Source organism: Paraburkholderia sp. SEWSISQ10-3 4, assembly GCF_030464785.1.
In the GTDB taxonomy this organism is placed as follows: domain Bacteria; phylum Pseudomonadota; class Gammaproteobacteria; order Burkholderiales; family Burkholderiaceae; genus Paraburkholderia; species Paraburkholderia aspalathi.
In genome coordinates, this window is the sequence record NZ_JALPRI010000004.1 from 284,155 (window position 1) to 310,059 (window position 25,905).

Below are 25,905 nucleotides of genomic sequence, written 5' to 3' on the forward strand. Positions count from 1 at the left end.
CCGCGCGGTCCGGTTGCCGACCCCAGGCACAGCGGCAATAAAAAAACGGCGATGCGTAGTGCACATCGCCGTTTTTTTCAGACCGCCGTGCGGGCCGGTTTTACGCCGCTCAACTACCCGACGTATCAATCACCTTGAAGCGCGAACGCTTCTGCGCGCGAATCACCGACTGATACGCATCCACATACTGCTGCGCCATCCGGTGCGACGTGAAGCGCTCTTCGAAGCGTTGCCGCACGCCCGCCCGCGGCATCTTATGCAGGCGATTGACCGCAGCCACCGCGCCGATCTCATCTTCGACGATAAAGCCCGTCACGCCGTCGTCGAGCACTTCCGGCACCGAGCCGCGGTTAAACGCAATCACCGGCGTGCCGCACGCCATCGCTTCGATCATGACGAGGCCAAACGGCTCCGGCCAGTCGATCGGGAAAAGCAGCGCATGCGCGCCGGATAGAAACTCGGCCTTCTGGTTATCCGCGATCTCACCGATGAATTCGACATGCGGCAAGTCCAGCAACGGTCGGATTTCGCGCTCGAAGTATTCGCGGTCGGCAGAGTCCACTTTCGCGGCAATGCGAATCTGCATGCCGCAGCGTCCGGCAATCCGGATCGCGGTATCGACACGCTTTTCCGGCGAGATACGGCCGAGAAACGCGAGGTACTTCTGCTCGACCGGTTGCGGCGTGTAGAGCTGCTCCGGAAGACCGTGATAGACGGTGGTGAGCCACTTGGCCTGCGGCAAGGGATGACGCTGCGCATTCGAAATCGAGATCACAGGCGCAGTGTTGAAGGTGTCGAACACCGGCTGTTGCTCGGGCAAATCGAGCCGGCCGTGCATCGTCGTGACGAAGGGTGTCTCCTGGCGCTTGAAGACCGAAAACGAGTAATAGTCGAGGTGAAAATGCAGCACGTCGAAGTTTTCGGCCTGGCGGCGCACCAGTTCCATCAACAGCATATGGGGCGCAATGCGGTCGCGGATACCCGGGTCCAGACGCAGCGCGCGCGGCCAGACGGCTTCGAGCTTCGCGCTCGTAACGGAGTCGCCGCTCGCGAACAGCGTCACGTCATGGCCGAGATCGACCAGCGCCTCGGTGATATAGGACACGACGCGCTCCGTGCCGCCGTATAGCTTCGGCGGCACTGATTCGGTCAGAGGGGCGATCTGCGCAATCTTCATATTTTGTCTCCGTGAACTGACGGCTCGCGCCAATGGCGGTGCACGTCAGCGGCGCTGCTTATGACAGCGCCGGTCCTTCTCCATCAATGCAGTGGACGCCGGGCGTCCGCCTGCACCATCCGCATCACACCATTATTCACCAGGGTGGAACAAAAAGCCCCTAGCCTTGCAATTCCTGTGCGCTGTTACATTCAGCTTACATCCGATGGCGTGCCTATTATCCGCTCAGGTACGTAGCTTAGACACATTGCCTGGGTAGCTCGCTTGCCTGTTGCCCTTGGCCGGATCGCCTGGCCACGGCTATCGCGCCGGCCATTTCCACGGCGGCAGGTCGCGATCGTCCGCGTCGGTGATGCGCGTGGCGCCGAAGTGCTTCTCGAGCACGATCGACTGGCTGCCGTCCTCCCGCTTGAGCGCCGCGATCAGCCGCGCCGCGTGCGACACCACCAGCACCTGGGAATGCGCGGAAGCACGCGCGATCAGGCGCGCCAGCGCCGGCAGCAGGTCCGGATGCAAGCTCGTCTCCGGTTCGTTCAGCACCAGCAACGCCGGCGGACGCGGTGTGAGCAACGCGGCCACCAGCAACAGATAACGCAAGGTGCCGTCCGACAACTCCGCACCCTTCAGCGGCCGCAGCAGGCCGTGTTGCTGCATCGATACTTCGAAGCGGCCGTCCTCCGACGAGGCGACGTCGAGGCGCGAACCAGGGAAGGCGTCGTCGATGGCGGCATCGAGCGCGACCGGGTCGCCGATCTCGCGAATGGTTTGCAAGGCCGCGGCGAGGTCCGCGCCGTCGTTCGAGAGCACCGGGGTGTGCGTGCCGATCTGCGGCAAACGCACGGCCGCTTCGGCATCCGTGCGGAAGTGGTCGTAAAAGCGCCACGAACGAATCTGCTCGCGCACCGTGATCATCTCGGGAGCGGTCCGTGGGTCGGAGAACTCCGTCATCATGCTGTCGAAGCTCGCGACAGGTTGAGGGATGGTTTGCCACTCCCCCTGCTCGTCGCGCGTACGTAGCGCTGCGCCATGCCGGTCGACCAGCAAGGCCGACGGCCGCAGCACCGGGCCGCTCCAGATGCACTCGCGTTTGATGGTGGGGTCGAGCGGGAAGCGGGTAGCCCTGTCGAGCGGCGGCAAGCCGAGATCGATCGCATAGCCGAACTCGTCGCCGGAAAATCCAAGCCGCAGACTCACCGGGTCTTTGCGGCGCGTGCCCTCGACGGGCAATTCCCCAGCCAGCATCGCGCGCGAGAAACGTTCGGGTCCAGCCCACAAGGTGGATTGCAAACCACCCTCACGCGCAAGTGAAGTAATCACGCCGCCGCGCGCCGTCTCGGCCAGCAAACGCAACGAGCGATAGACGCTCGACTTGCCGCTGCCATTCGCACCCGTGATGACATTCAACTGCCCGAGCGGCACGATCAACTCGCGCAGCGACCGATACCCCGCGATGGCCAACGTCCTCAGCATGCGGCCACCTTTCGATCAAACGCGCGCTTTGGCGCGTTCACCAAAACAACTCCGTGCAAACACGCCATCACTTATGCCCACCGCCCTTGCCCGGCGTCTGCACGGGCACACTGCGCAAATCGTTCAGGAAGGTATCGCGCCACACGCCAAGATCGTTCTTGCGCAGCGCCGCCATATTGATCTCGTGACGCCGCTGGCGTGCATCGAGCGGCATTTGCAGCGCGCGCTGCAAGGCCTCACACATGCCGATTGCATCGTGCGGGTTGACCAGCAGCGCGCCGGTCAACTCCGCCGCCGCACCGGCGAAAATCGACAGCACCAGTACGCCCGGATCCTCCGGATTCTGCGCGGCGACATATTCCTTCGCGACCAGATTCATGCCGTCATGCAAGGGCGTAACAAAGCCGATCTGCGACTCGCGAAACAGCGACATCAGTTTCCAGCGGTCGTACTGCTGATTCAGATAACGGATCGGCGTGTAATCGAGGCCCGAATAACGGCCGTTGATGCGCCCTGCTTCGTATTCGAGATCCTGGCGGATTTTCTGATAGGTGGCGACGTCCGAACGGGTCGGCGGCGCGATCTGCACGAGCGTCACGTTGCCGCGCCATTCGGGCGAGCGCTCCAGCAGTTGCTCGAAGGCGCGAAAACGTTCGACGAGCCCCTTCGAATAATCGAGCCGGTCAACGCTCATGATCAGCTTGCGGCCCTCCAGACTCTGCTTCAGATCGAGCACGTGTTGGCGGCTCTCGTAGCGCTGCGCCTGTTCGGCGATTTCGTCGGGGAACACGCCGATCCGATAGACACCCGTGCGCAGCTTGCGGCCGAAAGCTTCGACGTGATTGCCTTCGCTGACGGTGCCGCGCGCGTGGCGCGTCACGTAGTCGTGAAAAGCGAGTTCATCGGTCGCGGTCTGAAAGCCCAGCAGGTCGTAGCACGACAGCGATTTCACCAGCTCTTCGTGCGGCGGGATGTTGAGCAGAATCTGCGGCGCGGGAAACGGAATGTGCAGGAAGAAGCCGATGCGGTTCGTGATGCCCTCGGAGCGCAACGCTTCGGCGAACGGGATCAGATGGTAGTCGTGAATCCAGATCACGTCGTCGGGTTCGAGCAGCTTGATCAGCTTGTGCGCGAGCCATGCGTTGACACGGCGGTAGCCCGCGTATTCTTCGCGCTCGTAGCGCGCGAGGTCGTTGCGGTAGTGGAACACCGGCCACAGCGTCGCGTTCGAGAAGCCGCGGTAGTACTGGTCGTAATCCTTGCGCGTGAGTCCGACGGTCGCAAAGGTTACCGCGCCGTCCTGCTCCAGCGTCGGCCCGGCATTGGCGACGGTCTCGCTCACCACGTCGCCGCTCCAGCCGAACCACACGCCGCCCGCGTCCTTCAGCGCGCCGAATACGCCGACCGCGAGGCCGCCCGCCGACCCCTTGGTTTCCGTCGGCGTAGCGACACGATTCGACACGACGATCAGTCGGCCCATGTTGGTAGTCCTCCTTGGTTCGCACGGCGCGGCGTTCGCGCTTCAGCGGCTTGTGACGCCTCGAGCGTTGCAACACTTCGATGACGTCAAGCGGCCGAACAACACGCGATACCGCGCCAGGTTCGTGAGTCAGATGGACGGTTCGACCACATCGGCGTCCGATCAGTTGCACTCATCTGATCCGCGCGGCACGCGGCGCTACACCTTTTCCTTCACGTGCTGCAACGGATCGCTCGCCTGATGACGACCGGCGCGGCTTGCCACGGGATCGGCCTCGGTGTGCGCGGCGGTGCTGCCGGCGGGCGTCTGCGTGCTGCGCGGCACCCAGTCGGGCGCCTCGCTCTTGCCGGTTTCGAGTTCGGCCGACACGTCGGCGCGCGCCCGCGGCAGATACTGCGGATAGCGCTGCTGGATGAAGTCGAGCAGCCCCTCGCGCACGCGGCAGCGCAGGTCCCAGTTCAGGCCTGAATCAAGCGAGCTGACCAGCGCGCGCAACTGCATCGCGCGCTCGGTGCCGTCGGTAACCTGCAGCACCTGCACGCGCCGATCCCATTCGGGTGCGGCTTCGACGATGCGCGCAAGCTCTTCGCGCAACGGCGCAAGCGGCATCCGGTAGTCGACGTACAGGAACACGGTGCCGATGATCTGCGAACTGCTGCGCGTCCAGTTGGCGAACGGGTTTTCGATGAACCATTGCAGTGGCACGATCAGCCTGCGCTGGTCCCACAAGCGCACCGAGACATACGTGCCGGTGATTTCCTCGATACGTCCCCACTCGCCCTGAATCACGACGACATCGTCGAGCCGGATCGGTTGCGAGAGCGCGATCTGCAAACCGGCGATCAGATTGCCGAGCACCGGCCGCGCGGCAATGCCGGCAACCAGACCCGCCACGCCGGCCGACGCCAGCAGGCTCGCGCCGATCTGCCGAACGTTCGGAAACGTCATCAGCGCGCCACCCACGCCGACGATCACGATCACCAGCATCACCGAGCGCGCCAGCACGCGCGCCTGCGTATGGATGCGGCGCGCCTGCAGGTTGTCGGCGGTATCGAGCGGATGGGCCTGGATGATCGCCTCGCCGATCGCCGCCGCCGAACGTACCGACAGCCACGTGATCGCGCCGATCAACGCAATCGCGGCGGCGTCGCGCAACGGCGTGATGAAGGTGAGCGTGTCAGGCGCTTCCCACCACACCGCCTCCAGCATCAGGATCACGAGCACGAAGAGCGAGGGCTTGTCGATATAGCGCAGCACGACGCTCGTGAGTGGGTACGGTCGCGCAATCCGCGTGATGATGCGTGCGCCGATTCGATGGATGCCCAGCGCCAGCACGATCGCGATGGCCGAGACGATCAACGCGCCGAGCCACGTATGCAACGGGGCTTCGGCGATACGGCTGAAGTCGTCGGGAGTTGGCATGGAGGGCGTGTTCCTCTTGGTTCGAAGGTGAACGGAATCGCAAGCCCGAAGCGCGACGGTGGCGTTGCGTGGGGCGGGCGCTACGCGGGCGAAGCCGTCGGGCCATCCATCGGCCGACCAGGCGGCAAAGCGTCGAGGAGGCGAGCATGAGCGCGAATGCCACGCTCCTCTGATGACGCTAACGCTAACGAGCGCTGAAGCAGCGGCACGCCGGCCAGGGTTCGATGCTTCCGGCGCGGCATGCCTGTAGACATCTTAGGCGTTCGTCCGCCAAGACCAGGGAAAGGTGCTCAAGCCGGCGGCATTCTGAATGCGGCCGGGTTTGAGCCAAAATCAACTACGCGATCAGCTACCGCTCTTGCAAGGAAATGCCTTGCCGAGCCCGAGCGAGATCGCCGTGCTGGCGTTGTAGCCTGCCACGATCGGATTCTCGGCGATGTACTTCCGTACCGCGTCGGTGAGTTGCGCCGAGCGCGCGTCCGGCGGCAGGCAGTAGTACTGGCCGACGCGCGGCCCGGTGGTGCCGCCGATTGCGTCGATCGTATTGAAGATGCCGTCGGCAGCTCCCTCGATATACGCGGCACACGCACTACGCGATGCCACATCGGTTTTCGTGCACAGCTTGTTGAGGTCGCCTCCCGTAAACGCGGCTGCCGATAGCGGTACGGCAAGCGCGCTGGCGAAAATCAAAGCCCGCAGCATGGTGTTCCTTTCCAGGGTCGTTTATCAGGCGGTCTTGCGCCGCATCGAACCGGCGCGCCTCGCAACGCGCCAAGTCGTCATTCTGCACTGTTTTGCGAAGCCGCAGGCATGCCAGCAGGTGCTATCTTCAGGCAAATTTTTGGTCCGGGGAACCGGCGGCCGGCTATCCAGCAGCCGGTTCTCCGGATTTTCTCGCAGTTCACTTCTGTTGCATCTGCTGCAGGCGCGCGGTGAGGCCTTCAACCACGTCCGGTTCCTTGTAGGTCTTCGCGAAATCGAGCGCGGTCAGGCCGATCTGGTTCTTCACCGTGAGGTCCGCGCCGTTATCGAGCAGGAGCTTCACCGTCGACACATGACCGCCGCGCGCGGCCATCATCAGCGGCGTGGTGCCGTTCGGCGAACCGGCATCGACGTAGGCCGAATGGTCGAGCAGCACCTTGACGATATCGTCGTGGCCGTTCGCAGCCGCGTAGTGCAGCGGCGCCCAGCCCTTCTTGTTGACTTCGGCGTCCTTCGCGATCAACAGGTTGACGAAGTTGAGGTCGCCGGCCAAGGCGGCCATCATCATCGCGTTCTCGCCGGCCTTGTCCTCGATCTCGATGTTGGTCTTCGGATTGGCGAGCAGCGCGGCGCCCACCTTGTCCGATTTCTCACGCGCGGCGAGCACTAGCAGCGGGATGCCCTGGTTGTCGACGCTGTTCGGGTCCATGCCCTTGGCAAGCAGCTTGTTGACGCCATCCACGTCGTCGAATTTCACCGACTTGATGAGCGAGTCGATCGGCGCGGCCTGAACGGGCGCCGCGACCAGCGAGCTCAGCGCGGCGCAGACGAGCGTAGCGGCCAGCGCGAGGCGCGAGGCGCTGCGGCGTGCCGAACCGAGGGCCGTTTGCGCTGCTGAAGTCTCTTGAAGCGCTGCCGTCGAAGTCGAATAATTTGTCATGTTTTACTTTAGGAAACGTCCCTATCCATTTGATATTTATTGGCTTTACCGATCACACACCAGCCGGCGCGGGAATCTTGAAGAGCCGGAAGAAGTTTTGTGTCGTCGCGGCGGCCAGCGCCGTGTCCGCCATCTCGCGCTGTTGCGCGATGAAGCGTCCGACATAACTTACGTACGCAGGTTCATTAGGCTTGCCGCGATACGGCACGGGCGCGAGGTACGGCGAGTCCGTTTCGATCAGCAAACGCTCGAGCGGCACACGGCGCGCGACGTCCTGCACGTCGGTCGCGCTCTTGAACGTGACGATGCCCGACAGCGAAATGTAAAAATTCTGCGCCAACGCCTGCTCGGCAACCGCCCACGGCTCGGTGAAGCAATGCATCACGCCGCCCGGCTCGCTCGCGCGCTCCTCGGCCATGATGCGCAGCGTGTCTTCCGACGACGAGCGGGTGTGGATGATCAGCGGTTTCTTCGTGGCGTGTGCCGCGCGGATATGGGTGCGAAAGCGCTCGCGCTGCCATTCCATATCGGCGATCGTGCGGCCTTCCAGACGGTAGTAGTCGAGTCCGGTCTCACCGATCGCGACCACCTTCGGATGTTCGGCCAGCTCAATCAGTTCGGCGAGACTCGGTTCGCGCATGTCCTCGTGATCGGGATGCACTCCAACCGACGCGTAGACGTTCTCGTACTGGTCGGCGATCGCCAGCACGGACGGCAGCGTCTCCAGATCGACCGATACGCACAGCGCATGCGTGACCGAATGGCTGCGCATGTTCTCGAGCACCTGCGGCAGGCGGTCGGCGAGTCCTTCGAAGTTGATATGGCAGTGCGAATCGACAAACATGATGATGTCCTGCTGATAAGTAGCTGGGTGTGAACCAGGCTGTAAATCGTGGCCGTAAATCAGGCCGCGGCCGGCTCGAGCCGCTTGCCGAGAATCACCAGATCGCGCTCCACGCCGTCCAGCACCGCGACGCGCGGCAGCGACCCCCACGTGTCGAAACCGAAGCCTCGGAACAGGCGCAGGCTCGCGTCATTGTGGCCAAAGATAAAGCCCAGCACGGTGTCGATGCCGAGCGTCGGCGCCACTGCCAGCGAGGCGGCCAGCAGTTGCTTGCCGAGGCCCTTGCCACGCGCGCTTTCGTCCAGGTAGATGCTAACTTCGGCGGTGCGCAGATAGGCCGGGCGGCCGTAGAAATCCGAGAAGCTCAACCACGCGATCACGCGGCCGGACTGCTGCGGATCTTCCACCACCCACAGCGGACGCTTGTGCGGCCCGTGCGCATGAAACCACGCCAGACGGCTTTCGACGCTGACCGGTTCGAGATCGGCAGTGACTTGCCGCGACGGCACGGTCGAGTTGTAGATGGCGACGATCGCGGGCAGATCGTCGAAAGTGGCATCGCGGTAGGAAAGGCTCATGGTGCTTTGACGTGAGATGGAAGGCAAATCAGCGGACGGATGCACAGGTCGGCGCGGCGGGTTAAGGCACGCCAGCCTTGCACACACCGTCGGCCACCCAAGTTGATTTATGCAAACAGCTCGCGGTAGCCGATAAACAGTTCTTCGAACACCAGCCGCGCGTTCAGCGGATGGTTCTCGACAGCGCGCTGGCGCGTCACGGTGCGCATGAAGCGCGCGAATGCGCTGGCATCGGCTTGCGACGCACAGCGCGACAAGGCAGTCGACGCCTGCGGAAAATAACGCGGTGCGCCGGCCGTGCGCTGCGCCAGCAAATCGTACATCCAGCGTTGCAGCCAGCCGAGCACGAGTGGTACCGGCAGCTTCTGCAGCGCCTCGCCGCAGGCGAAGGCGTCGCAATCGGCGCCGGCGGCCAGTTGCTTCAAGGTCCAGTCGCGCAGCGTGCGGTTCTCGTCACTCGCGAGAGCGAGGGCCGTGAGCGGCGCACCGCCGGCTTCGGCGAGCAGCACTGGCGCTTCGGCGACGCCTTGCGCGGCGAGCCACTTCGTGGCGACTTCCGGCGCGGGCATCGTCATCGGCCATTGGCGGCAACGGCTGATGATGGTGGGCAGCAGGCGGTCGACGCGCGCCGACACCATCAAAAACACCACGCCGGCCGGCGGCTCTTCGAGCGTTTTCAGGAGTGCGTTGGCCGCGGCGATGTTCAGCCCCTCGGCGGGATAAAGCACGACCACACGCGCACCGCCACGGTGCGACCCGACGCCGACGAAATCGAGCAAGCCACGAATCTGCTCGATCTTGATTTCCTTGCTGGGCGCGCGCGTTTTCTTGCCTTCATCGCCGTCGGCCTTTTCGGCTTTTTCGTCCGCGGCGCCGGCGAGTCCGGCTTCGGCGGCCAGCGCCTCGGGCACGATGATCCGGTAGTCGGGATGATTGCCCTGCGTGAACCAGTTGCAGGCGACACAGGCGCCGCACGGCTCACCGTTGGCCTGCTGGGCTTCGCACAAAAGCCCCTGCGCGAGGTGCTGCGCAAAGCGCAGCTTGCCGATCCCCGCCTGGCCATGCAGCAGCAGGGCATGCGGCCAGTGCCCACGCAACTGCTGCAGGCGGTTCCAGTCATCGGCTTGCCACGGATAAATCATTGTTTCTCTTTTAAATCAATCGGTTGACGACATTTTATGAGACATAACACGAACTTCGCCATCCGTCATAACTCAGGACTATATTCTTTTAAAATCAAATAACTGCAATCAATTCTTCAAGCTGCTTCTGAATTCGTGCGATGGTCTGCGAAGAGTCAATGATAGCGAACCGGTACGGCGCTTCTTCCGCGCGGCGCAGATATTCGGCACGGGTGCGGTTGAAAAATGCCTCCGACTCGCTTTCGAAGCGATCCGGATCGCGCGCGGCGCTGCGCCGTTCGCTGGCCACCTCCGGCGTCAGGTCGAACAGCACCGTCAGGTCCGGCTGAAAACCGCCCTGCACCCAGCGCTCCAACGTTTCCAGCTTGTCGCGCGGCAGGCCGCGGCCGCCGCCCTGGTACGCGAAGGTCGCGTCCGTGAAGCGGTCGGACAGCACCCAGTCGCCGCGCGCAAGCGCCGGCTCGATCACCTCGGCCAGATGCTGGCGGCGCAGCGCGAACATCAGCAATGCCTCGGTTTCGAGGTCCATCTTCTGATGCAGCACGATTTCGCGGATCTGTTCGCCGAGCGACGTGCCGCCCGGCTCGCGCGTCATGACGACCGAGCGGCCGGTGCTCGCGACTTTCTCTTCGAGGCGTTCGCGAAACCAGCCCAGATGGGTGGTCTTGCCGGCACCGTCGATGCCCTCAAACGTGATGAATTTGCCCCGCGCCATCATTGCCCTCGAATGTATTTGTCCACGGCCTTGTTGTGATCGCCGAGGGTGTCAGAAAAGATACTGCTCCCGTCGCCGCGCGAAACGAAGTACAGCGCGGTGGATTGCGCCGGGTTCATCGCCGCCTGCAGCGATGCGACACCGGGCAGCGAGATGGGCGTTGGCGGAAGCCCCATCCGGGTGTAGGTATTGTAGGGAGTGTCGGTCTGCAGGTCTTTCTTCCTGATGCGGCCGGCGTAGCTGTCGCCCATGCCGTAGATCACCGTGGGGTCGGTTTGCAGCGGCATGCCCACGCGCAGACGGTTCGCGAACACGGCCGCCACCATCGGCCGGTCCGATTTCCTGCCGGTTTCCTTTTCGATGATCGACGCCATCGTCAACGCATCATACGGCGTCTTGTACGGCAGGTTCGGCGCACGCGCGGTCCACGCCTCGTCCAGACGCAGCCGCATCAGACGATACGCGCGGCGATAGATGTCCAGATCGCTGGTGTTCTTGTCGAACAGATAGGTGTCCGGGAAAAACAGCCCCTCGCCGTTGCCGATCGGAGCTTCCGGCGCGTTGATCGCGTTCATCAGATCGGTGTCGCTCATGCCGGCCGTGTCGTGCTTGAGCGCCGGATTGGCGTCCAGCTCGGCGCGCATGCGCTTGAAGGTCCATCCTTCGATGATGGTCGCCACGTATTCGTTGACGTCGCCGCGGGCGATTTTTTGCAGCACTTCGTACGGCGTGATGCCCGTCTTGAACTCGTAGTTGCCCGATTTCAGGTCGCTTTGCAGACCGAGCAGCCGCGTCATGATAACGAACAGCTCAGGCTCGACCGGCACGCCGCCGCGGTTGAGCTGCAGCGTGACGCTGCGCAGGCTGCTGTGCGGCTTGACGGTGACATCGAGTTGCGCGGGGGTCAAATCGAGTGGGCTGGTGGCCCAGTGATATCCGCCTGCGATTGCGGCTGCGGCCAGCACAATGACGATTGAGCCGGCGACGAAACATTTCTTCAGAAGGGTCATGCGAAACTGGGCTGGGTTGGACCTCATATAATACTTGTTTGCCTTAGCTAAAGTCAGAATTGACTGTTCCCGGAATCCATGAACACACCGCTCGCTACCGCTTCAGGCACGCCTTCAGTTGCGCCCGCAGTTGCTCACACGGGTACCGCCGCCACGGCACAGGCTTCCGCGCCCGTCCGACTTCCAGTCTTGCCGCGCCCCGCCGCTGACGAATTCGACGCTGTCATCGGGCAAGGCGCCTACATGCCGCTGACGCAGTTCGGCGTGATCGACGCAACCGGTGACGACGCAGCGAGCTTCCTGCACGGCCAGTTGACCAACGACACCCAGCATCTCGACGCCGCCAATGCGCGCCTCGCGGGCTATTGCTCGGCCAAGGGCCGGCTGCTGGCGTCGTTCCTGACGTGGCGCACCGGCGAGACGATCCGCCTGCTGGTGTCGAAGGACGTGCAGGCCGCCGTGCAGAAACGGCTGTCCATGTTCGTTCTGCGCGCCAAGGCCAAGCTGGTTGATGCGAGCGGCGAACTGGCGGTGGTGGGTCTGGCGGGCGACGTGCGCAAAGCGCTTTCCGGTGTGTTCGACGCGTTGCCCGACGGCGTGCACGTCCAGGTGGACGGCACGGCGGGGTCGCTGATTCGCGTTCCGGATGCGCTGGGCCGGCTGCGCTATCTGTGGGTTGGCCCGAAGGCCGCGGTCGAGGCGCGCCTGCCCTTGCTCGACGAAAAGCTCAAGCGCGTGTCGCCGGCGGTATGGGATTGGCTCGACATTCGCGCGGGCGAACCGCGCATCACGCAACCGGTGGTCGAGCAGTTCGTGCCGCAGATGGTCAACTTCGACGTGCTCGGCGCGGTCAATTTCCGCAAAGGCTGCTATCCGGGTCAGGAAGTGGTGGCGCGCAGCCAGTATCGCGGCACGATCAAGCGGCGTACCTCGCTCGCGAACGTGACGGGCGAACTGGAGACGGTCAAGGCCGGTGCCGAACTGTTCCACTCGGCCGATCCCGGCCAGCCGTGCGGTATGGTGGTGAATGCGGCGTCGGCGCCGGAAGGTGGTGTCGACGTGCTGGTGGAGATCAAGCTGGCGGCGCTCGAAGGCGGCACGGTGCATCTGGGCGCGGCGGAGGGTCCGGTGCTGACATTCCTCGCGTTGCCGTATGGGTTGCCGACTGAGGTTTAAACGCCCCAACCCGAGCGGCGCAATCGAGCGCCGCTTTTTCATGGCATCTGTCTCTGTTCCTCCACCGTCCCCACCGGGAGACTCCACCCGATGTGCCTGATCGTTTTCGACTGGCGGCCCGATGCGGTCGACGGACCGCTCTTCACGCTCACCGCGAATCGCGACGAATTTTTTCGCCGCACGGCCGAACCGATCGGCTGGTGGCATGACGCGCCGACCGTGCTGGCCGGACGCGATTTGGTGGGCGGCGGCACGTGGCTCGGCATGTCGCGCGATGGCCGCTTCGCCGCGCTGACCAATTACCGCGCGCCGCACGAAATGCGCGCCGATGCGCCGACCCGCGGCACGCTTGTCAGCGACTGGCTCAGTGCCTCGGCAAAAGACTCGCACAACGGCACGCACGAAACGCCGCTCGACTATCTGCAACACGTCGCGCAAACCGGTGACATCTACAACGGCTTCAATCTGCTCGTTGGCGACTGGACGCGCCGCGAACTCGGCTGGTACTGCAACCGGTCGAACACCGCGCCCACACTGCTCGAGTCCGGCACGCACGGTATCTCGAACGCGGTGCTCGATACCGCCTGGCCGAAGCTGGTTAAAAAGCGCGCGGAACTGGGCGCCATGCTTGCGCGTGATGCGATGCCGCCGCTCGAGCGCCTGATCGATCTGATGCGCGATCCGCACCTCGCACGCGATGATGAATTGCCGTCCACCGGTATTCCGCTCGAACGGGAGCGGGCGTTGTCGGCGGCGTTTATCGAAACGCCGGAGTACGGCACGCGCGGCACGACCGCGGTGCGCGTGGTGGCGCATGGCGAGGTGATCAGCGTAGCGGCCGCCGAACGCAGCGATGACAACGGCTCGCATCGGATCGTGCGGCCCGGAGACTTCGAGCGCAGCTTCGCGTTCAATGTTGAACGCGAGATCGCCTGAGGCGCTACCAGCAGCAGCGATTACTCCACGCCAAACGCCACCCGCAATGCCGCGGCGGCATCCGCATGCGCCTCTGCGACCTCGGCTACGTAGCCACCCATCTTGAAGAACTCGTGAATCATGCCCGGGTAACGTTTCAGCGTGACCCGGTTGCCCGCTGCGCGCAGTTTCTCCGCATACGCATCGCCTTCGTCGCTTAAAGGATCGTATTCGGCGGTCGCGATCCATGCCGGCGCAAGGCCGCCGAAATCAGGTGCGCCGCGCGTGCCGTCGAGCGGCGCGAAACGCCAGTCGTCGCGGTCACTTTTATCGCGCACGTATTGGTCGAAGAACCATTGAATCGTGTCGCCCGACAGCAGGAAGCCATTGGCGAGGCGCGAGTGCGAATCGGTTTGCTGATAACCCGTGGTACCCGGATAGATCAACAATTGCAGCGCGAGCTTGATGCCCGCGTCGCGTGCCAGCACTGCGCACACCGTTGCCAGCGTTCCACCCGCGCTATCGCCACCCACCGCTAGCCGCTCCGCATCGATGCCGTACTCCGCTGCATGCGCGTGCAGCCAGGTCAACGCATCGAATGCGTCTTCAACGGCGGTGGGAAATTTGTACTCGGGCGCGAGCCGGTAATCAACTGACAGCACTGTGCAACGTCCGTCGCGCGCGAGCATCCGGCACAGCGCATCGTGCGTATCGACACTGCCAACCGTGAAACCGCCACCGTGGTAATACACCAGCGCCGGCGCAGGCTCGGCCCAACTCGGCTCGACCGGCTGATAAAGCCGTGCGCGAATCGTCGCGCCGTCGCGCGTCGGCACGCGCAGATCTTCGATCGCGAACATCGGCGCACTCGCAATCTCCAGAATCGGCGCGCTTTTTTCGTAGGACGCGCGCGCCTGTTGTGGAGTCAACTCGTGAAGCTGCGGGCGTTTCGCGCGCGCGATCATGTCGAGCACCTGCTCGATTTTCGGGTTCAGCGGCATTGGGCGTCGGGTGGCGCGTGGGCGGCGAAGGTTAGTGGATCAAAAGTGAGAAAACAGCACCTAGCCTGCGTTCTTCACTTCGGGCTTCAGCGACATCGGATCAGTCGGGTTACGCAACTGCTCGATGTCCTCATGACGCAGCTTCACCGTCGCCATGATGCCCGGATGCGTGACGATGTAGAAACGCCGCGCCGCGATCGCTTCGAACGTGATCTCGGCGACGTCGGCCGCGGTCAGCTTGCCCGATTGCACCGCGCGTTGCAGTTGCTTGCCGGCGGCGATCTGCGAGCGGGTCGGCCTGCTATCGTTGCGCAAATCCGCGGGCCTCGCGCGTTCCGCATCGGCGATGCCGGTCGGCACGAAGGCCGGGCACAACAATGAACAGCCGACTGTGCCGCCCTCCGTACTCCCGGCTTGCGCCAGCTGCAGGTCGTGGTAAAGCGTCTCCGTCAACGACACGACGGCATGCTTCGAGGCGTTGTAGATACCCATCGCAGGCGGCGACAACAACCCCGCCACCGACGCCGTATTGACGATATGCGCGGGTTCGTTCTGCCGCAACATGATCGGCGTGAAGGCGCGCACGCCGTGCGCGACACCCATCACGTTGACGTTGAACACCCACGCCCAGTCGTTCGCCGTGCTTTCCCAGAGGAAGCCGCCCGAGCCCACGCCCGCATTGTTAAATAGCAGATGGACTTTACCGAAGGCATCGAGCGCCGCTTGCGCGAGCGCTTCGACCTGGGCGGCGTCGGACACGTCGGTCGGCACGCCAATCGCCTCCGCACCGCCGGCGCGCAATGCGTCGACGGTTTGCGCGAGCGCCTCGGGATTCACATCGGCCAGCACGAGCTTCATGCCGAGCGACGCGCCCTTCTCCGCGAACGCCCGGCCGAAACCGCTTGCCGCACCGGTGATCACCGCCACCTTGCCTTCAAATTCGAACATCCTTCCTCTCCTGGATTTAGCGGTCGGGGATTATCGGCTGGACGCCATCGACATCTCGCATGCGCGGCTCGACGACCGCCGAGCTTAGATCAGCTTGACGAGCTGCTTGCCGAAGTTTTTGCCCTTCAGAAGACCGATAAACGCCTCGGGCGCCGCATCGAGCCCTTGCGCGATGGTCTCGCGATATTGCAGCTTCTTCTGCGCGACCAGCGTGCCGAGCTGCTTGAGCGCTTCCGGCCACACATCCATATGCTCGCTGACGATGAAGCCCTGTACCAGCAGCCGCTGCGTGAGCATCAGCGACGGATGCTTGAGCGGCATCGGCTGGCCATCGTAGCCCGCAATAAACCCGCACAACGCGATGCGGCCGAACGCATTCATGCGCGCAAGCGTCACGTCGAGCACTTCGCCGCCGACGTTCTCGAAGTAGCCATCTACGCCGTCCGGCGTCACCGCTTTCAGCTCCTGATACAGATTGCCGGCCTTGTAGTCGACGCAGGCGTCGAAGCCGAGTGTCTCGACCACATAGCGGCACTTATCCGCGCCGCCCGCGATACCGACCGCACGCGCGCCGGCCAGCTTCGCCAGTTGCCCGACTACGCTGCCCACGGCGCCACTCGCCGCGCTGACCACCACCGTGTCACCCGCCTTCGGCACGATAATTTTGTTCAGGCCGTACCAGGCAGTGACGCCGGGCATGCCGACCGGGCCGAGATAGGCCGACAACGGCACATGCGTATCGTCGACCTTCTGCACGCCCGCACCATTCGAGGTGCCGTACTCCTGCCAGCCGAACATCGCGACGACCTTATCGCCGACCGCGAACTTCGGATTCTTCGACTCCACCACTTCGCCCACCGTGCCGCCGATCATCACTTCGTTCAGCGGCTGCGGCGCTGCGTACGACTTGCTGTCGTTCATCCGACCGCGCATATACGGGTCGAGCGACAGGAAGTGATTGCGCACGCGGAATTCGCCTTCGGCAAGCGGCGCCAGCGGCGTTTCGACGAGCTTGAAGTTATCGGGCGTAACAGCGCCTTGCGGACGCGAAGCCAGCACGAGTTGACGGTTGATCTGGGGCATGACGATCGTCTCCATGAGTTACCGATGTGATCGGCGAATAGTTCGAACCAACAGCGTCTGCAAAAGAGGAGTCAGCGCGCGGCGCTCGACACGCACGCTATTCGTCCGGTGATTAACCGTCGCTTGGACCGGGTTTCGCCGAAGGGTCGCTGCGCAGACGCTGTTGCGTCACGTCGCGGCCCACGGCGAGGCGCCGCATGTATTTGAAAGTGCCGAGTGCTTTGGCGACGAAGTGGCCTTCGCTGTCGCGGATCTCGCCTTCGCAATAGGCCATGGTGGTCGAGCGGTGCAGCACGCGGCCGGTGGCGCGCAATTCGCCGCGGCCCGGCTGCATGAAGTTGACTTTCATCTCGACGGTGACCACGCCGACGCCGTCACCGGCCAGACTGCGCGCGGCCATCGCGAGCGCGACGTCGGCGAGCGTCATGGTCACGCCGCCATGCGCGACGTCCCACGTGTTCATGTGATCGGGTTGCAGCGGCAACACGACTTCGCTGGCGCCGTCCGCCGCCGACAACAACTGCGCGCCGAGCCGGTCGACGAACGGGCTTTCGGGCAGCGTCGCGCTGCTCGCTTTGGATGAGGATGAGTCGGTCATTGCGGATTTCAGATTTCGTAGTCGACACATTCACGCGATTCACGCACCGCACCGGTGAAGCCCTTCAGCGCCTGGTGCTTCGGATGGACCTGATAAGCGTCGAGCGCGGCCTTGTCGGCGAAGTCCGACACCATCACGATGTCGTAGGTCGATTCGAGGCCCGGTGCCGCGATGCCCACTTCGAGCTTGAGCATGCCCGGAACAATGTCGCGGCAGCCTTCAAGTTTTTCTTTCAGCTTCAGGACGTTTTCAGCACGCGACGCACCTTCGGCGTGTTCTTTGAGTTTCCACATCACAATATGACGGATCACAGAATCACCTTCTTCGATTCAATTCGTGGGGCCAGGACTCGGCACAGCAGGAAATCATAACCGCTACGGCGTTCGCGCATGCGCCACCCTACGTGCCGCCAGACGTCCTAACCTGCGCACCGCGTCATCGGCCTCATCGAGATCCGTACTCGGGCAACTCAGGCGAATGAAATGATCGAAGCGCCCGGCGTTCGAAAACACCGTGCCCGGCATCACGCGAATGCCTTCGTCCAGAGCCGCATCGAAAAAAGCAGCCGATGACACGTCACGCGGCAGCTCGATCCAGAAAAACATGCCCCCGCCCGGCGGCGTAAAGCGTGTGCCCTCGGGAAACGAAGCGGCGATGGCTGCGGCCATCCGTTCGCGCTGAATCCGCAGACGGTCGCGCAAACGCCGCAGATGTCGTTCATACGCATTCGTTTCCAGAAATTCGGCGAGCACGACTTGCGACAACTGCTCGTTATGGCGCGATTGCGCGAACTTGAGCATGCCGATGCGCGGATGCCAGCGTCCGCCGTTGATCCAGCCGACCCGCATGCCAGGTGCGAGCGTCTTGTTGAACGACGTGCAATGGATCACCGTGCCGTCGGTGTCCCAGGCCTTCAGCGATCTGGGCGGCTGCGCGGCGTCGGCGAGTTCGCGGTAGGGATCGTCTTCGATCAGCGGAATGCCCGCTCGCGCGCAGAGTTCGACGATCTGCGCCTTGTGCGTGTCGGGCATCACGCTGCCGAGCGGGTTCTGCAGATTCGGCACGACCACGACTGCCTTGATGTCGGGATGCGTTTGCAGTGCGAACGCCAGCGCTTCGATGGCAATGCCGGTGGTCGGACTGGCCGGAATTTCGAGCGCACGCAGGCCGAGGCTTTCGAGCACCTGCAGCAAGCCGAAGAAGCACGGCGATTCCACCGCGACCGTGTCGCCCGGCTGCGTGACCGCGCGCAAGGCCAGGTTCACGGCTTCGATGCCGCCGTGGGTCATGATCACATCGTCCATGCCGATCTGGATGCCGGCGTCGAGCGCACGGCGCGCGATGATGGCGCGCAGTTCAGGATCGCCCTGATCGGGTCCGGCTGCGGTCAGCAAGGTCGGCCGTCGGCGCAAAGCGCGCAGTGCGGCTTTCTGCAAAGCGTCGGTGGGATAAAGATCGGGCGATGCGGTGGCACCGCCGAGATTCAGCGCGTCGGGATAGCGCTGGAATTTCGACACGATCGCCGAAATCGCCGAATGGATACCGACGAACTGCGCGGCGCCGGGCGCGACGGCAAGATCGGGCTCGGTTGCCGCGGGCAGCGCCGCCGTTTGACGGGCGCGCACGAAATAACCGGCACGCGGCCGGGCGTCGATCAGCGCCGCGCGTTCCAAGGTTCGATAGCTCTCGGTCGCGGTTGCGAGGCTCACGCCGTGCCGCTGCATGAAGGCGCGCATCGACGGCATGCGGTCGCCGGGACGCAGCACACCGTTATCTATGGCGCGGCGGTATTGGTCGGCCAGTTGGCGGTAGAGGGGGCGGCCATCCGGGGGGCGGCCGTCGGCGGGCGACGCTTCCGTGCACGTTGCCGCTTGTGCGTCGGGTATCGAGGTAGAAGTGCTCATGAGCCGATGGTGCGGATAGTTAGGGCGTGGCGACAGATACACATCCGCGAGATTCCAACCGATACAGCACGTTTAAACCTCGCCTTGTACCGGTTCACATTGTCCATTATTGCGCCTGTTTTCACCTGGACGGACTCAATAAGCTGTGTGGCATGAAAACGGTTTAAAGGAATCGGTCATGCCCCTCACTCAGCCTCGCACCGGTTTACCTCACGATGCCACCACCTCGCACGTTGCCGGCGGTCAGATGGCCGTGCACGATCTGCGCGCACGAACCTCGATCGTGGCCGTCGAAGGTGATCTGCAACTCGCCTTTCGCGATCATTCTCTCGCGTTGCTCGGAGACGCCGTGCCGGTCACGTCGGTCACGCTGCACGAAGGCGAACGCTATGTCACGCCACAGCGCGGCATCGTGTCGATCAGCACAGCGCATGCAAAATCCGCCGTGTTCGTCGTCGAGCCATGGCGCGCTGAACACGAATGGCACCGCTCCATCAGCCAAGCCGTGCGCAAGCTGACGAGCCTCGTGAAAACGCGGCCGCAGCGCGCCACCTGAAGCGTCGCTACCGGCGCACAACGGCCCGCTACAATGCATGACCCAAGCCGCTTCCTTCGAGGTGCCGGTCATGCCCTTCTTCCGCGTACTGCTGTCCCGCCCCGACGCCCGTTATGCCCGTTACGCCCGTCTGGCCGCGATCCTCGCCGTCATCACGCTGGCGCTCAACGGCTGCGTCGGTCTGTTCGGCGGCGACCCTTTGCGCGTGAGCGTGGCCGGCATCGAACCGGTCGATGGTCAGGGTCTGGAAATGCGCTTCAACGTCAAACTACGCGTACAGAACCCCAATGAATCCGCTGTCAACTTCGACGGCGTGTCGCTTGCGCTCGAACTGAACGGCAAGCCGTTCGCCAGCGGCGTCAGCGATCAGAGCGGCACCGTGCCGCGCTTCGGCGAAACGGTCGTCAACGTACCGCTGACGGTGCCCGCCTTTGCCGCGGTTCGCCAGGCATTCGCCTTCGCTGGCGCCGCGCAGTCGGGACAGATTCCGTACATCCTGCGTGGCAAGCTTGCGGGCGGGCTGACAAGTACGACACGTTTCGTCGATCAAGGGACGTTGAGCCTGCCGGCGCTCGGTATGGCGTTGCCCTGATGTGAACCGGGCCGGGCCGCGCCGCCAGTTGATGCTGGCCACGCATGCCCAATACCAAAACAAGCCCGACCCACGCGAATAAAAAACGGGTGCTGTGGATTCAATGCCTGCACATCCCATCGCACCGAACCACACGACACCCGCTTTTAATCAAGCCCGCTTTCGCGCCTGATCAAACTACTTCGAACAAACCCGCCGCACCCTGACCGCCGCCGATACACATCGTCACGACGACCAGCTTCGCCCCGCGCCGCTTGCCTTCGATCAGCGCATGGCCGGTCAAACGCGCGCCCGACACGCCATACGGATGGCCCACAGCGATCGCGCCGCCGTTCACGTTCAGACGGTCTTGCGGAATGCCGAGCTTGTCGGCGCAATACAGCACCTGCACCGCGAACGCCTCGTTCAGCTCCCACAGGTCGATGTCTTCGACTTTCAGGCCCGCCTGCTTGAGCAGCTTCGGCACCGCGAACACCGGGCCGATGCCCATCTCGTCCGGCTCGCAACCGGCCACCGCAAAGCCGCGGAAAATGCCCAGCGGTTGCAGTCCTTCGCGCTCCGCGACCTTCGCGTTCATCACGACGCAAGCCGACGCGCCGTCCGAGAACTGGCTCGCATTGCCTGCGGTGATCACGCCGCCCGGCATCGCGGTACGAATCTTCGACACGCCTTCGAGCGTCGTGTCGGCACGAATGCCTTCGTCGGCGCTGACCGTGACTTCCTTCGTGAAGAGACGCCCGCTCGCTTTGTCGGCGACGCCGGCCAGCACCGTCAGCGGCACGATCTCGTCCTTGAACTTGCCGGCTTCGAGTGCGGCCGCGGCGCGCTGTTGCGAGCGCACGCCGTATTCGTCCTGACGCTCCTTCGAGATCGAGTAGCGCTTCGCGACGTTCTCGGCGGTCTGCAACATCGACCAGTAGATTTCCGGCTTGTTCTGGCTGAGCCAGCCTTCGGTCACCATGTGGCGGTTCATCTCGTTCTGCACGCACGAGATCGATTCCACGCCCCCCGCGACGAACACATCGCCCTCACCGGCAATCACGCGTTGCGCGGCCAGTGCGATGGTTTGCAAACCGGATGAACAGAAACGGTTCACCGTCATGCCCGGCACGCTAACCGGCAAACCGGCGCGCAGTGCGATCTGGCGCGCGATGTTCATGCCCGTCGCGCCTTCCGGATTCGCGCAGCCCATGATCACGTCTTCAATGCGCGCCGGGTCCAGCTTCGCGCGCTCGACAGCGGCCTGCGTCACATGCCCGCCGAGCGTCGCGCCGTGCGTCATGTTGAAACCGCCGCGCCATGATTTGGCGAGGCCCGTACGGGCGGTCGATACGATTACGGCATCAGTCATACATCTCTCCTATGTCGACCCGAGTTAGCGCTTTAGTGCTTACTCGGGTCCCATGCAAAGCGGTCGCCCAAGTTGGTGCTCTAGCTGTCGACCCGAGTTGGCGCTTTAGCGCTTACTCGGGTCTCATGCAAAGCTCTTACTCGGGTCCATGCAAGTTGGCTAGTGATGGCGGGCGCGCTGGCAGATCGCTCAGTCGCCCCACTTCATTCATTTCACTCATTACGCCTGAGCGGCGGCGCTTCAGCCGTTGAACCCCCGGCCCTTTGCCGCGAGCTCCGCAATGCTCGGCGCCAGTTGCCACGCATCGCCATTCGGGCGCGACGCATAGCGGCGAATCGCGCGCTCGACGTTGTAGAGGCCGACCGTATCCGCGTACAGCATCGGACCGCCGCGATAGAGCGGGAAGCCGTAGCCAGTCAGATAGACCATGTCGATATCCGACGCCTTCGACGCAATGCCTTCCTCGAGAATCTTCGCGCCTTCATTAACGAGCGCGAAAACAAGACGCTCGACGATTTCCTCGTCGCTGATCTTGCGGCGCTCGGCGTTGGCTTCCTTCGAGAACGACGTGATCATCTCGTCGACCACTTTCGACGGATACGCAGTGCGGTCACCCGCCTTGTAGTCGTACCAGCCGCCACCGGTCTTCTGCCCGAAACGCCCTGTCTCGCACAGACGATCGGCGATCTTCGAGTAGTGCATGTCAGGATGTTCCTGATAGCGGCGTTTGCGGATCGCCCAGCCGATGTCGTTACCGGCCAGGTCGCTCATGCGGAACGGGCCCATCGCGAAGCCGAACTTCTCGATCGCCTTGTCCACTTGCGCGGGCAATGCGCCTTCTTCGAGCATGAAGAGCGCCTGACGGACGTACTGTTCGATCATCCGGTTGCCGATGAAACCATCGCACACGCCCGAGACCACCGCGGTCTTCTTGATCTTCTTGGCGAGCTTCATGACGGTGGCGAGCACGTCTTTCGCCGTGTCCTTGCCGCGCACCACTTCGAGCAGCTTCATCACGTTGGCGGGACTGAAGAAGTGCATGCCAACCACGTCCTGCGGACGCTTGGTGAAAGCGGCGATCTTGTCGACATCCAGCGTCGACGTGTTCGAGGCCAGGATTGCGCCGGGCTTCGCCACTTCGTCGAGACGCTTGAACACCTGCTCCTTGACGCCGAGTTCTTCGAACACCGCTTCGACGATCAGGTCGGCGTTTTTCAGGTCTTCATAGGAGAGTGTCGGCGTGATCAAGGCCATGCGTTGTTCCAGCGCCTCGGGCTTGAGCTTGCCTTTCTTGACGGTGGCTTCGTAGTTCTTGCGGATCGTGCCGAGGCCACGATCAAGCGCTTCCTGCTTGGTTTCCAGCAGCGTGACCGGAACGCCCGCGTTGATGAAGTTCATCGCGATGCCGCCGCCCATCGTGCCGGCGCCTATCACGGCCACCTGCTTGATGTCGCGCACCGGCGTGTCCGACGGCACGTCAGGGATCTTGCTCGCAGCGCGTTCGCCGAAGAACGCATGACGCAGCGCATGGCTTTCCGGCGTCTGCACAAGCGCGATAAAGCATTCGCGTTCGAACGCGAGGCCCTTGTCGAAACCGTTCTGAACGCCCGCTTCCACCGCGTCGATGCACTTCAGCGGCGCCGGGAAATTCTTCGCCATCGCCCCGACCGTATTGCGCGTGAACTGGATGAAACCGGCGGCATTCGGATGCTCGATCTTGCGGTCGCGCACCTTCGGATGCGGGCCCGTTTTCGCGCCGACCTTGCGGGCAAACGCGAGCGCGGCTTCGGCCAGATCGCCTTCCACGACTTCGTCGAACAGGCCCGAATCGGCGAGCTTTTCCGACAGCACGGGCGCGCCGGAGACAATCATGTTGAGCGCGGCTTCAAGGCCGATTGCGCGCGGCAGACGTTGCGTGCCGCCCGCGCCCGGCAGGATGCCAAGCTTCACTTCCGGCAGCGCGATCTGCGCGCCGGGTGCGGCGATGCGGTAGTGCGCGCCGAGCGCCAGTTCCAGCCCGCCGCCCATCGCGACGCTATGAATCGCGGCGATAACCGGCTTGGCGCTGCCTTCGACGGCGTTGATAACCGTATGGAGGGTCGGTTCCTGAGTCGCTTTCGGCGTATTGAATTCGGTGATGTCGGCGCCGCCTGAGAAGGCTTTGCCGGCGCCCGTCAGCACGATCGCCTTGATGGCCGGATCGTTCTGCGCGCGCTCGATCCCTTCGACGATGCCGGCTCGAGTCGAAAGGCCGAGCCCGTTTACGGGGGGATTGTTCAGCGTGATGACGGCCACGCCGTCATGAGTTGTGTAGTCCACTGCCATCTGCCTGCCTCCGTGCGATGAGGCGGCGCATGGCGCGCCGCCTGTCCGGTTGATCGAGTCGGCTCATTGTCCGACTTTAGCGCCGATTTCCCCGGGATCAGCAGGCAGAATACACAAAAAAGCACGCTCGTTCAATTTATCGTTAGACGGGGTTTCCCCTGGCAAGCGGAGTCAGGGGGCAATCCTTCTCGTCTTCGAGCGCGGACGGCAGGATGTGGTCGCGGAAAATGTCGCGCAGTTTGAGTTTTTGCAGCTTGCCGGTGGCCGTATGCGGGAGTTCGTCGACGAAGACGACGTCGTCGGGAATCCACCATTTGGCAACTTTGCCGTCGTAGAACGCGAGCAGTTCCTCGCGTGTCACCTCGAAACCCGCACGCTTGACAATCACCAGCAACGGCCGTTCGGTCCATTTTGGATGCGAGCAGGCGATGCACGCGGCTTCGGCCACCGCCGGGTGCGCGATCGCGACGTTTTCGATGTCGATCGAACTGATCCACTCGCCGCCCGACTTGATCACGTCTTTCGAGCGATCCGTGATGTGCAGGAAACTATCGCGGTCGATGGTGGCGACGTCGCCAGTCGGGAACCAGCCGTCCACCAGCGGCGAATCGTCCTTGCGGAAATACCGGTCGATCACCCACGGGCCGCGTACGTGCAGATCGCCGAACGCCACACCGTCCCACGGCAGATCGCGCCCGTCTTCGCCGACGATCTTCATATCGACGCCATACAGCACATGACCCTGCTTTTCGAGCAATTTGCGCTGCTCTGCCAGGGGTCGCTGACTCTGTTCCCACGTCAGTTTCGACAAGGTGCCGAGCGGCGACATTTCCGTCATACCCCATGCATGGATCACCTGTATGCCGTATTCGTCTTCGAAAGCTCGCAGCATGGCTGGCGGACAGGCCGAGCCGCCAATCACCGTGCGATTCAGCGAAGAAAAACGCACCTTGGCTTCGCGCAGATAGTTGAGCAAGCCGAGCCACACGGTCGGCACGCCGGCCGAATACGTGACGCGTTCGTTTTCCATCAATTCATACAGCGATTTACCGTCGAGATCCTTGCCGGGAAAGACCAGCTTCGCGCCTGTCAGCGGCGCGGAATGCGGAATGCCCCAGGCGTTCACATGGAACATCGGCACGACCGGCAGCACGGAGTCGCGCGCGGACAGGCTCATCGCGTCGGGCAGCGATGCACCGAACGCGTGCAGGACTGTCGAACGGTGCGAATACAGCGCGCCTTTCGGGTTGCCGGTGGTGCCGGATGTATAGCAAAGATAGGAGGCCTGCCGTTCGTCGATAGCCAGCCAGTCGTAATTCCCGTCCTGCGCTTCCACCAAGGTTTCGTAGCTCAGCACCGGCGTTTGCATCGTCGGTAGATGCGCTTCGTCGGCCAGTGCGATCCAGCCGCGCACTTTCGGGCACTGCGGTGCCAACGCATCGACGAGCGGTGCGAACGTGGTGTCGAACAGTACGTAGGCGTCGTCGGCGTGGTTGATGATGTAAGCGATCTGATCGGGGAAGAGCCGCGGATTGATCGTGTGACACACGGCGCCGAATCCTGTCGTGCCGTAATACGCCTCCAGATGCCGGTAGCCGTTCCAGGCCAGCGTGGCCACCCGCTCGCCGGGTTCGACGCCAAGCGCGATCAGCGCCTGCGCCAGCTGCTTCGCGCGCTTTTCGCAGTCGCGGTAGGTGTAGCGATGCACGTCGCCTTCGATGCGCCGCGACACGATCTCGGTGTCGCCGAAATGCCGCGCGGCATGCGCGAGCAACGAGGACACGGTGAGCGGCACGTCCATCATCTGGCCAAGCAGCGGCGTCGTCATAAAGAGAGGTCTCCTCGCCTTGTTTGCGTCGTTTGGGTGTAGCTCGGGGGCCGCGCGCGACGCTTCGGTGGGTCCGCAAGAGACGCTCCGGCCGGTCGCGCGACGTGCTCTGAAGCGGCGCGGAAGCGCTCCGGCAGGAGACGTCCGG

Annotated in this window: 24 protein-coding genes; 4 read left to right on the forward strand and 20 right to left on the reverse strand. The window is 63.5% G+C overall.

Going from position 1 to position 25,905, the window contains the following annotated elements:
- Positions 1–109 precede the first annotated feature (109 nt).
- From M0D68_RS12475 to mltG, 11 genes are all read right to left on the reverse strand, one after another.
- Complete coding sequence (locus tag M0D68_RS12475) at positions 110–1,177, reverse strand: glycosyltransferase family 4 protein (protein ID WP_093633757.1); 1,068 nt, start codon at positions 1,175–1,177, stop codon at positions 110–112.
- A 300-nt stretch (positions 1,178–1,477) separates the two neighbouring features.
- Complete coding sequence (locus M0D68_RS12480; RefSeq protein WP_266210684.1) at positions 1,478–2,647, reverse strand: AAA family ATPase; 1,170 nt, start codon at positions 2,645–2,647, stop codon at positions 1,478–1,480.
- Positions 2,648–2,714: 67 nt separating this feature from the next.
- Positions 2,715–4,127, reverse strand: coding sequence for an alpha,alpha-trehalose-phosphate synthase (UDP-forming) (gene otsA / locus M0D68_RS12485; RefSeq protein WP_093633759.1), 1,413 nt, complete (start codon positions 4,125–4,127; stop codon positions 2,715–2,717).
- Positions 4,128–4,325: 198 nt separating this feature from the next.
- On the reverse strand, positions 4,326–5,549 hold the full coding sequence (locus tag M0D68_RS12490) for a mechanosensitive ion channel family protein (protein WP_200619957.1): 1,224 nt from the start codon (positions 5,547–5,549) through the stop codon (positions 4,326–4,328).
- A gap of 345 nt (positions 5,550–5,894) precedes the next feature.
- Positions 5,895–6,251, reverse strand: coding sequence for a Rap1a/Tai family immunity protein (locus M0D68_RS12495; protein ID WP_054042704.1), 357 nt, complete (start codon positions 6,249–6,251; stop codon positions 5,895–5,897).
- 199 nt (positions 6,252–6,450) lie between these two features.
- On the reverse strand, positions 6,451–7,191 hold the full coding sequence (locus M0D68_RS12500) for an ankyrin repeat domain-containing protein (RefSeq protein ID WP_093633762.1): 741 nt from the start codon (positions 7,189–7,191) through the stop codon (positions 6,451–6,453).
- A 52-nt stretch (positions 7,192–7,243) separates the two neighbouring features.
- The gene (locus M0D68_RS12505; protein WP_093633763.1) at positions 7,244–8,035 is read right to left on the reverse strand and encodes a TatD family hydrolase; all 792 of its coding nucleotides are present in this window, start codon (positions 8,033–8,035) and stop codon (positions 7,244–7,246) included.
- Positions 8,036–8,094: 59 nt separating this feature from the next.
- Positions 8,095–8,613 carry a GNAT family N-acetyltransferase gene (locus M0D68_RS12510; RefSeq protein ID WP_093633764.1) on the reverse strand — a complete coding sequence of 173 codons (519 nt, stop codon included), beginning with the start codon at positions 8,611–8,613 and terminating at the stop codon, positions 8,095–8,097.
- Between the two features lie 107 nt (positions 8,614–8,720).
- Entirely contained in the window at positions 8,721–9,755 is a 1,035-nt protein-coding gene (locus M0D68_RS12515) for a DNA polymerase III subunit delta' (RefSeq protein ID WP_200651033.1), read from the reverse strand.
- A 94-nt stretch (positions 9,756–9,849) separates the two neighbouring features.
- Entirely contained in the window at positions 9,850–10,470 is a 621-nt protein-coding gene (gene tmk / locus M0D68_RS12520) for a dTMP kinase (protein ID WP_266224508.1), read from the reverse strand.
- Positions 10,470–11,480, reverse strand: a complete 1,011-nt coding sequence (gene mltG, locus M0D68_RS12525; RefSeq protein WP_266224394.1) for an endolytic transglycosylase MltG — start codon at positions 11,478–11,480, stop codon at positions 10,470–10,472. Before mltG ends, tmk begins: the two co-directional genes overlap by 1 nt.
- A gap of 78 nt (positions 11,481–11,558) precedes the next feature.
- Here mltG and M0D68_RS12530 point away from each other — a divergent pair, with 78 nt between their 5' ends.
- Both M0D68_RS12530 and M0D68_RS12535 read left to right on the forward strand, forming a co-directional pair.
- Positions 11,559–12,656: a folate-binding protein YgfZ gene (locus M0D68_RS12530; protein WP_200651035.1), complete on the forward strand. Its 1,098-nt coding sequence runs from the start codon at positions 11,559–11,561 to the stop codon at positions 12,654–12,656.
- A gap of 90 nt (positions 12,657–12,746) precedes the next feature.
- Positions 12,747–13,592 (forward strand): NRDE family protein, encoded by an 846-nt coding sequence (locus M0D68_RS12535; protein WP_200619952.1) that lies wholly within the window; start codon positions 12,747–12,749, stop codon positions 13,590–13,592.
- A gap of 20 nt (positions 13,593–13,612) precedes the next feature.
- Here the strand turns inward: M0D68_RS12535 and M0D68_RS12540 are convergent, their stop codons facing one another.
- The 6 genes from M0D68_RS12540 to M0D68_RS12565 all read right to left on the reverse strand — a co-directional run bounded on the left by M0D68_RS12540 (position 13,613) and on the right by M0D68_RS12565 (position 19,105).
- On the reverse strand, positions 13,613–14,572 hold the full coding sequence (locus M0D68_RS12540; RefSeq protein ID WP_200619951.1) for an alpha/beta hydrolase: 960 nt from the start codon (positions 14,570–14,572) through the stop codon (positions 13,613–13,615).
- Between the two features lie 60 nt (positions 14,573–14,632).
- Positions 14,633–15,520: an SDR family oxidoreductase gene (locus tag M0D68_RS12545; RefSeq protein ID WP_200619950.1), complete on the reverse strand. Its 888-nt coding sequence runs from the start codon at positions 15,518–15,520 to the stop codon at positions 14,633–14,635.
- Between the two features lie 84 nt (positions 15,521–15,604).
- Positions 15,605–16,603: an NADP-dependent oxidoreductase gene (locus M0D68_RS12550; RefSeq protein ID WP_200619949.1), complete on the reverse strand. Its 999-nt coding sequence runs from the start codon at positions 16,601–16,603 to the stop codon at positions 15,605–15,607.
- Between the two features lie 112 nt (positions 16,604–16,715).
- Positions 16,716–17,201, reverse strand: coding sequence for a PaaI family thioesterase (locus M0D68_RS12555; RefSeq protein WP_054042689.1), 486 nt, complete (start codon positions 17,199–17,201; stop codon positions 16,716–16,718).
- An 8-nt stretch (positions 17,202–17,209) separates the two neighbouring features.
- Complete coding sequence (locus M0D68_RS12560; RefSeq protein ID WP_200619948.1) at positions 17,210–17,512, reverse strand: Dabb family protein; 303 nt, start codon at positions 17,510–17,512, stop codon at positions 17,210–17,212.
- A gap of 63 nt (positions 17,513–17,575) precedes the next feature.
- Positions 17,576–19,105 (reverse strand): PLP-dependent aminotransferase family protein, encoded by a 1,530-nt coding sequence (locus M0D68_RS12565; RefSeq protein ID WP_266224397.1) that lies wholly within the window; start codon positions 19,103–19,105, stop codon positions 17,576–17,578.
- 178 nt (positions 19,106–19,283) lie between these two features.
- Between M0D68_RS12565 and M0D68_RS12570 the strand changes: the two genes are divergently transcribed.
- Both M0D68_RS12570 and M0D68_RS12575 read left to right on the forward strand, forming a co-directional pair.
- On the forward strand, positions 19,284–19,661 hold the full coding sequence (locus tag M0D68_RS12570; RefSeq protein ID WP_266224398.1) for a hypothetical protein: 378 nt from the start codon (positions 19,284–19,286) through the stop codon (positions 19,659–19,661).
- A 70-nt stretch (positions 19,662–19,731) separates the two neighbouring features.
- Positions 19,732–20,253 carry an LEA type 2 family protein gene (locus M0D68_RS12575; RefSeq protein ID WP_266224509.1) on the forward strand — a complete coding sequence of 174 codons (522 nt, stop codon included), beginning with the start codon at positions 19,732–19,734 and terminating at the stop codon, positions 20,251–20,253.
- A gap of 172 nt (positions 20,254–20,425) precedes the next feature.
- Here M0D68_RS12575 and M0D68_RS12580 read toward each other — a convergent pair whose 3' ends face one another.
- From M0D68_RS12580 to M0D68_RS12590, 3 genes are all read right to left on the reverse strand, one after another.
- The gene (locus M0D68_RS12580) at positions 20,426–21,604 is read right to left on the reverse strand and encodes an acetyl-CoA C-acyltransferase (protein WP_093633775.1); all 1,179 of its coding nucleotides are present in this window, start codon (positions 21,602–21,604) and stop codon (positions 20,426–20,428) included.
- A 240-nt stretch (positions 21,605–21,844) separates the two neighbouring features.
- Positions 21,845–23,929, reverse strand: a complete 2,085-nt coding sequence (locus M0D68_RS12585) for a 3-hydroxyacyl-CoA dehydrogenase NAD-binding domain-containing protein (RefSeq protein WP_266224400.1) — start codon at positions 23,927–23,929, stop codon at positions 21,845–21,847.
- Positions 23,930–24,071: 142 nt separating this feature from the next.
- On the reverse strand, positions 24,072–25,757 hold the full coding sequence (locus M0D68_RS12590; protein ID WP_266224401.1) for a 3-(methylthio)propionyl-CoA ligase: 1,686 nt from the start codon (positions 25,755–25,757) through the stop codon (positions 24,072–24,074).
- Positions 25,758–25,905 lie beyond the last annotated feature (148 nt).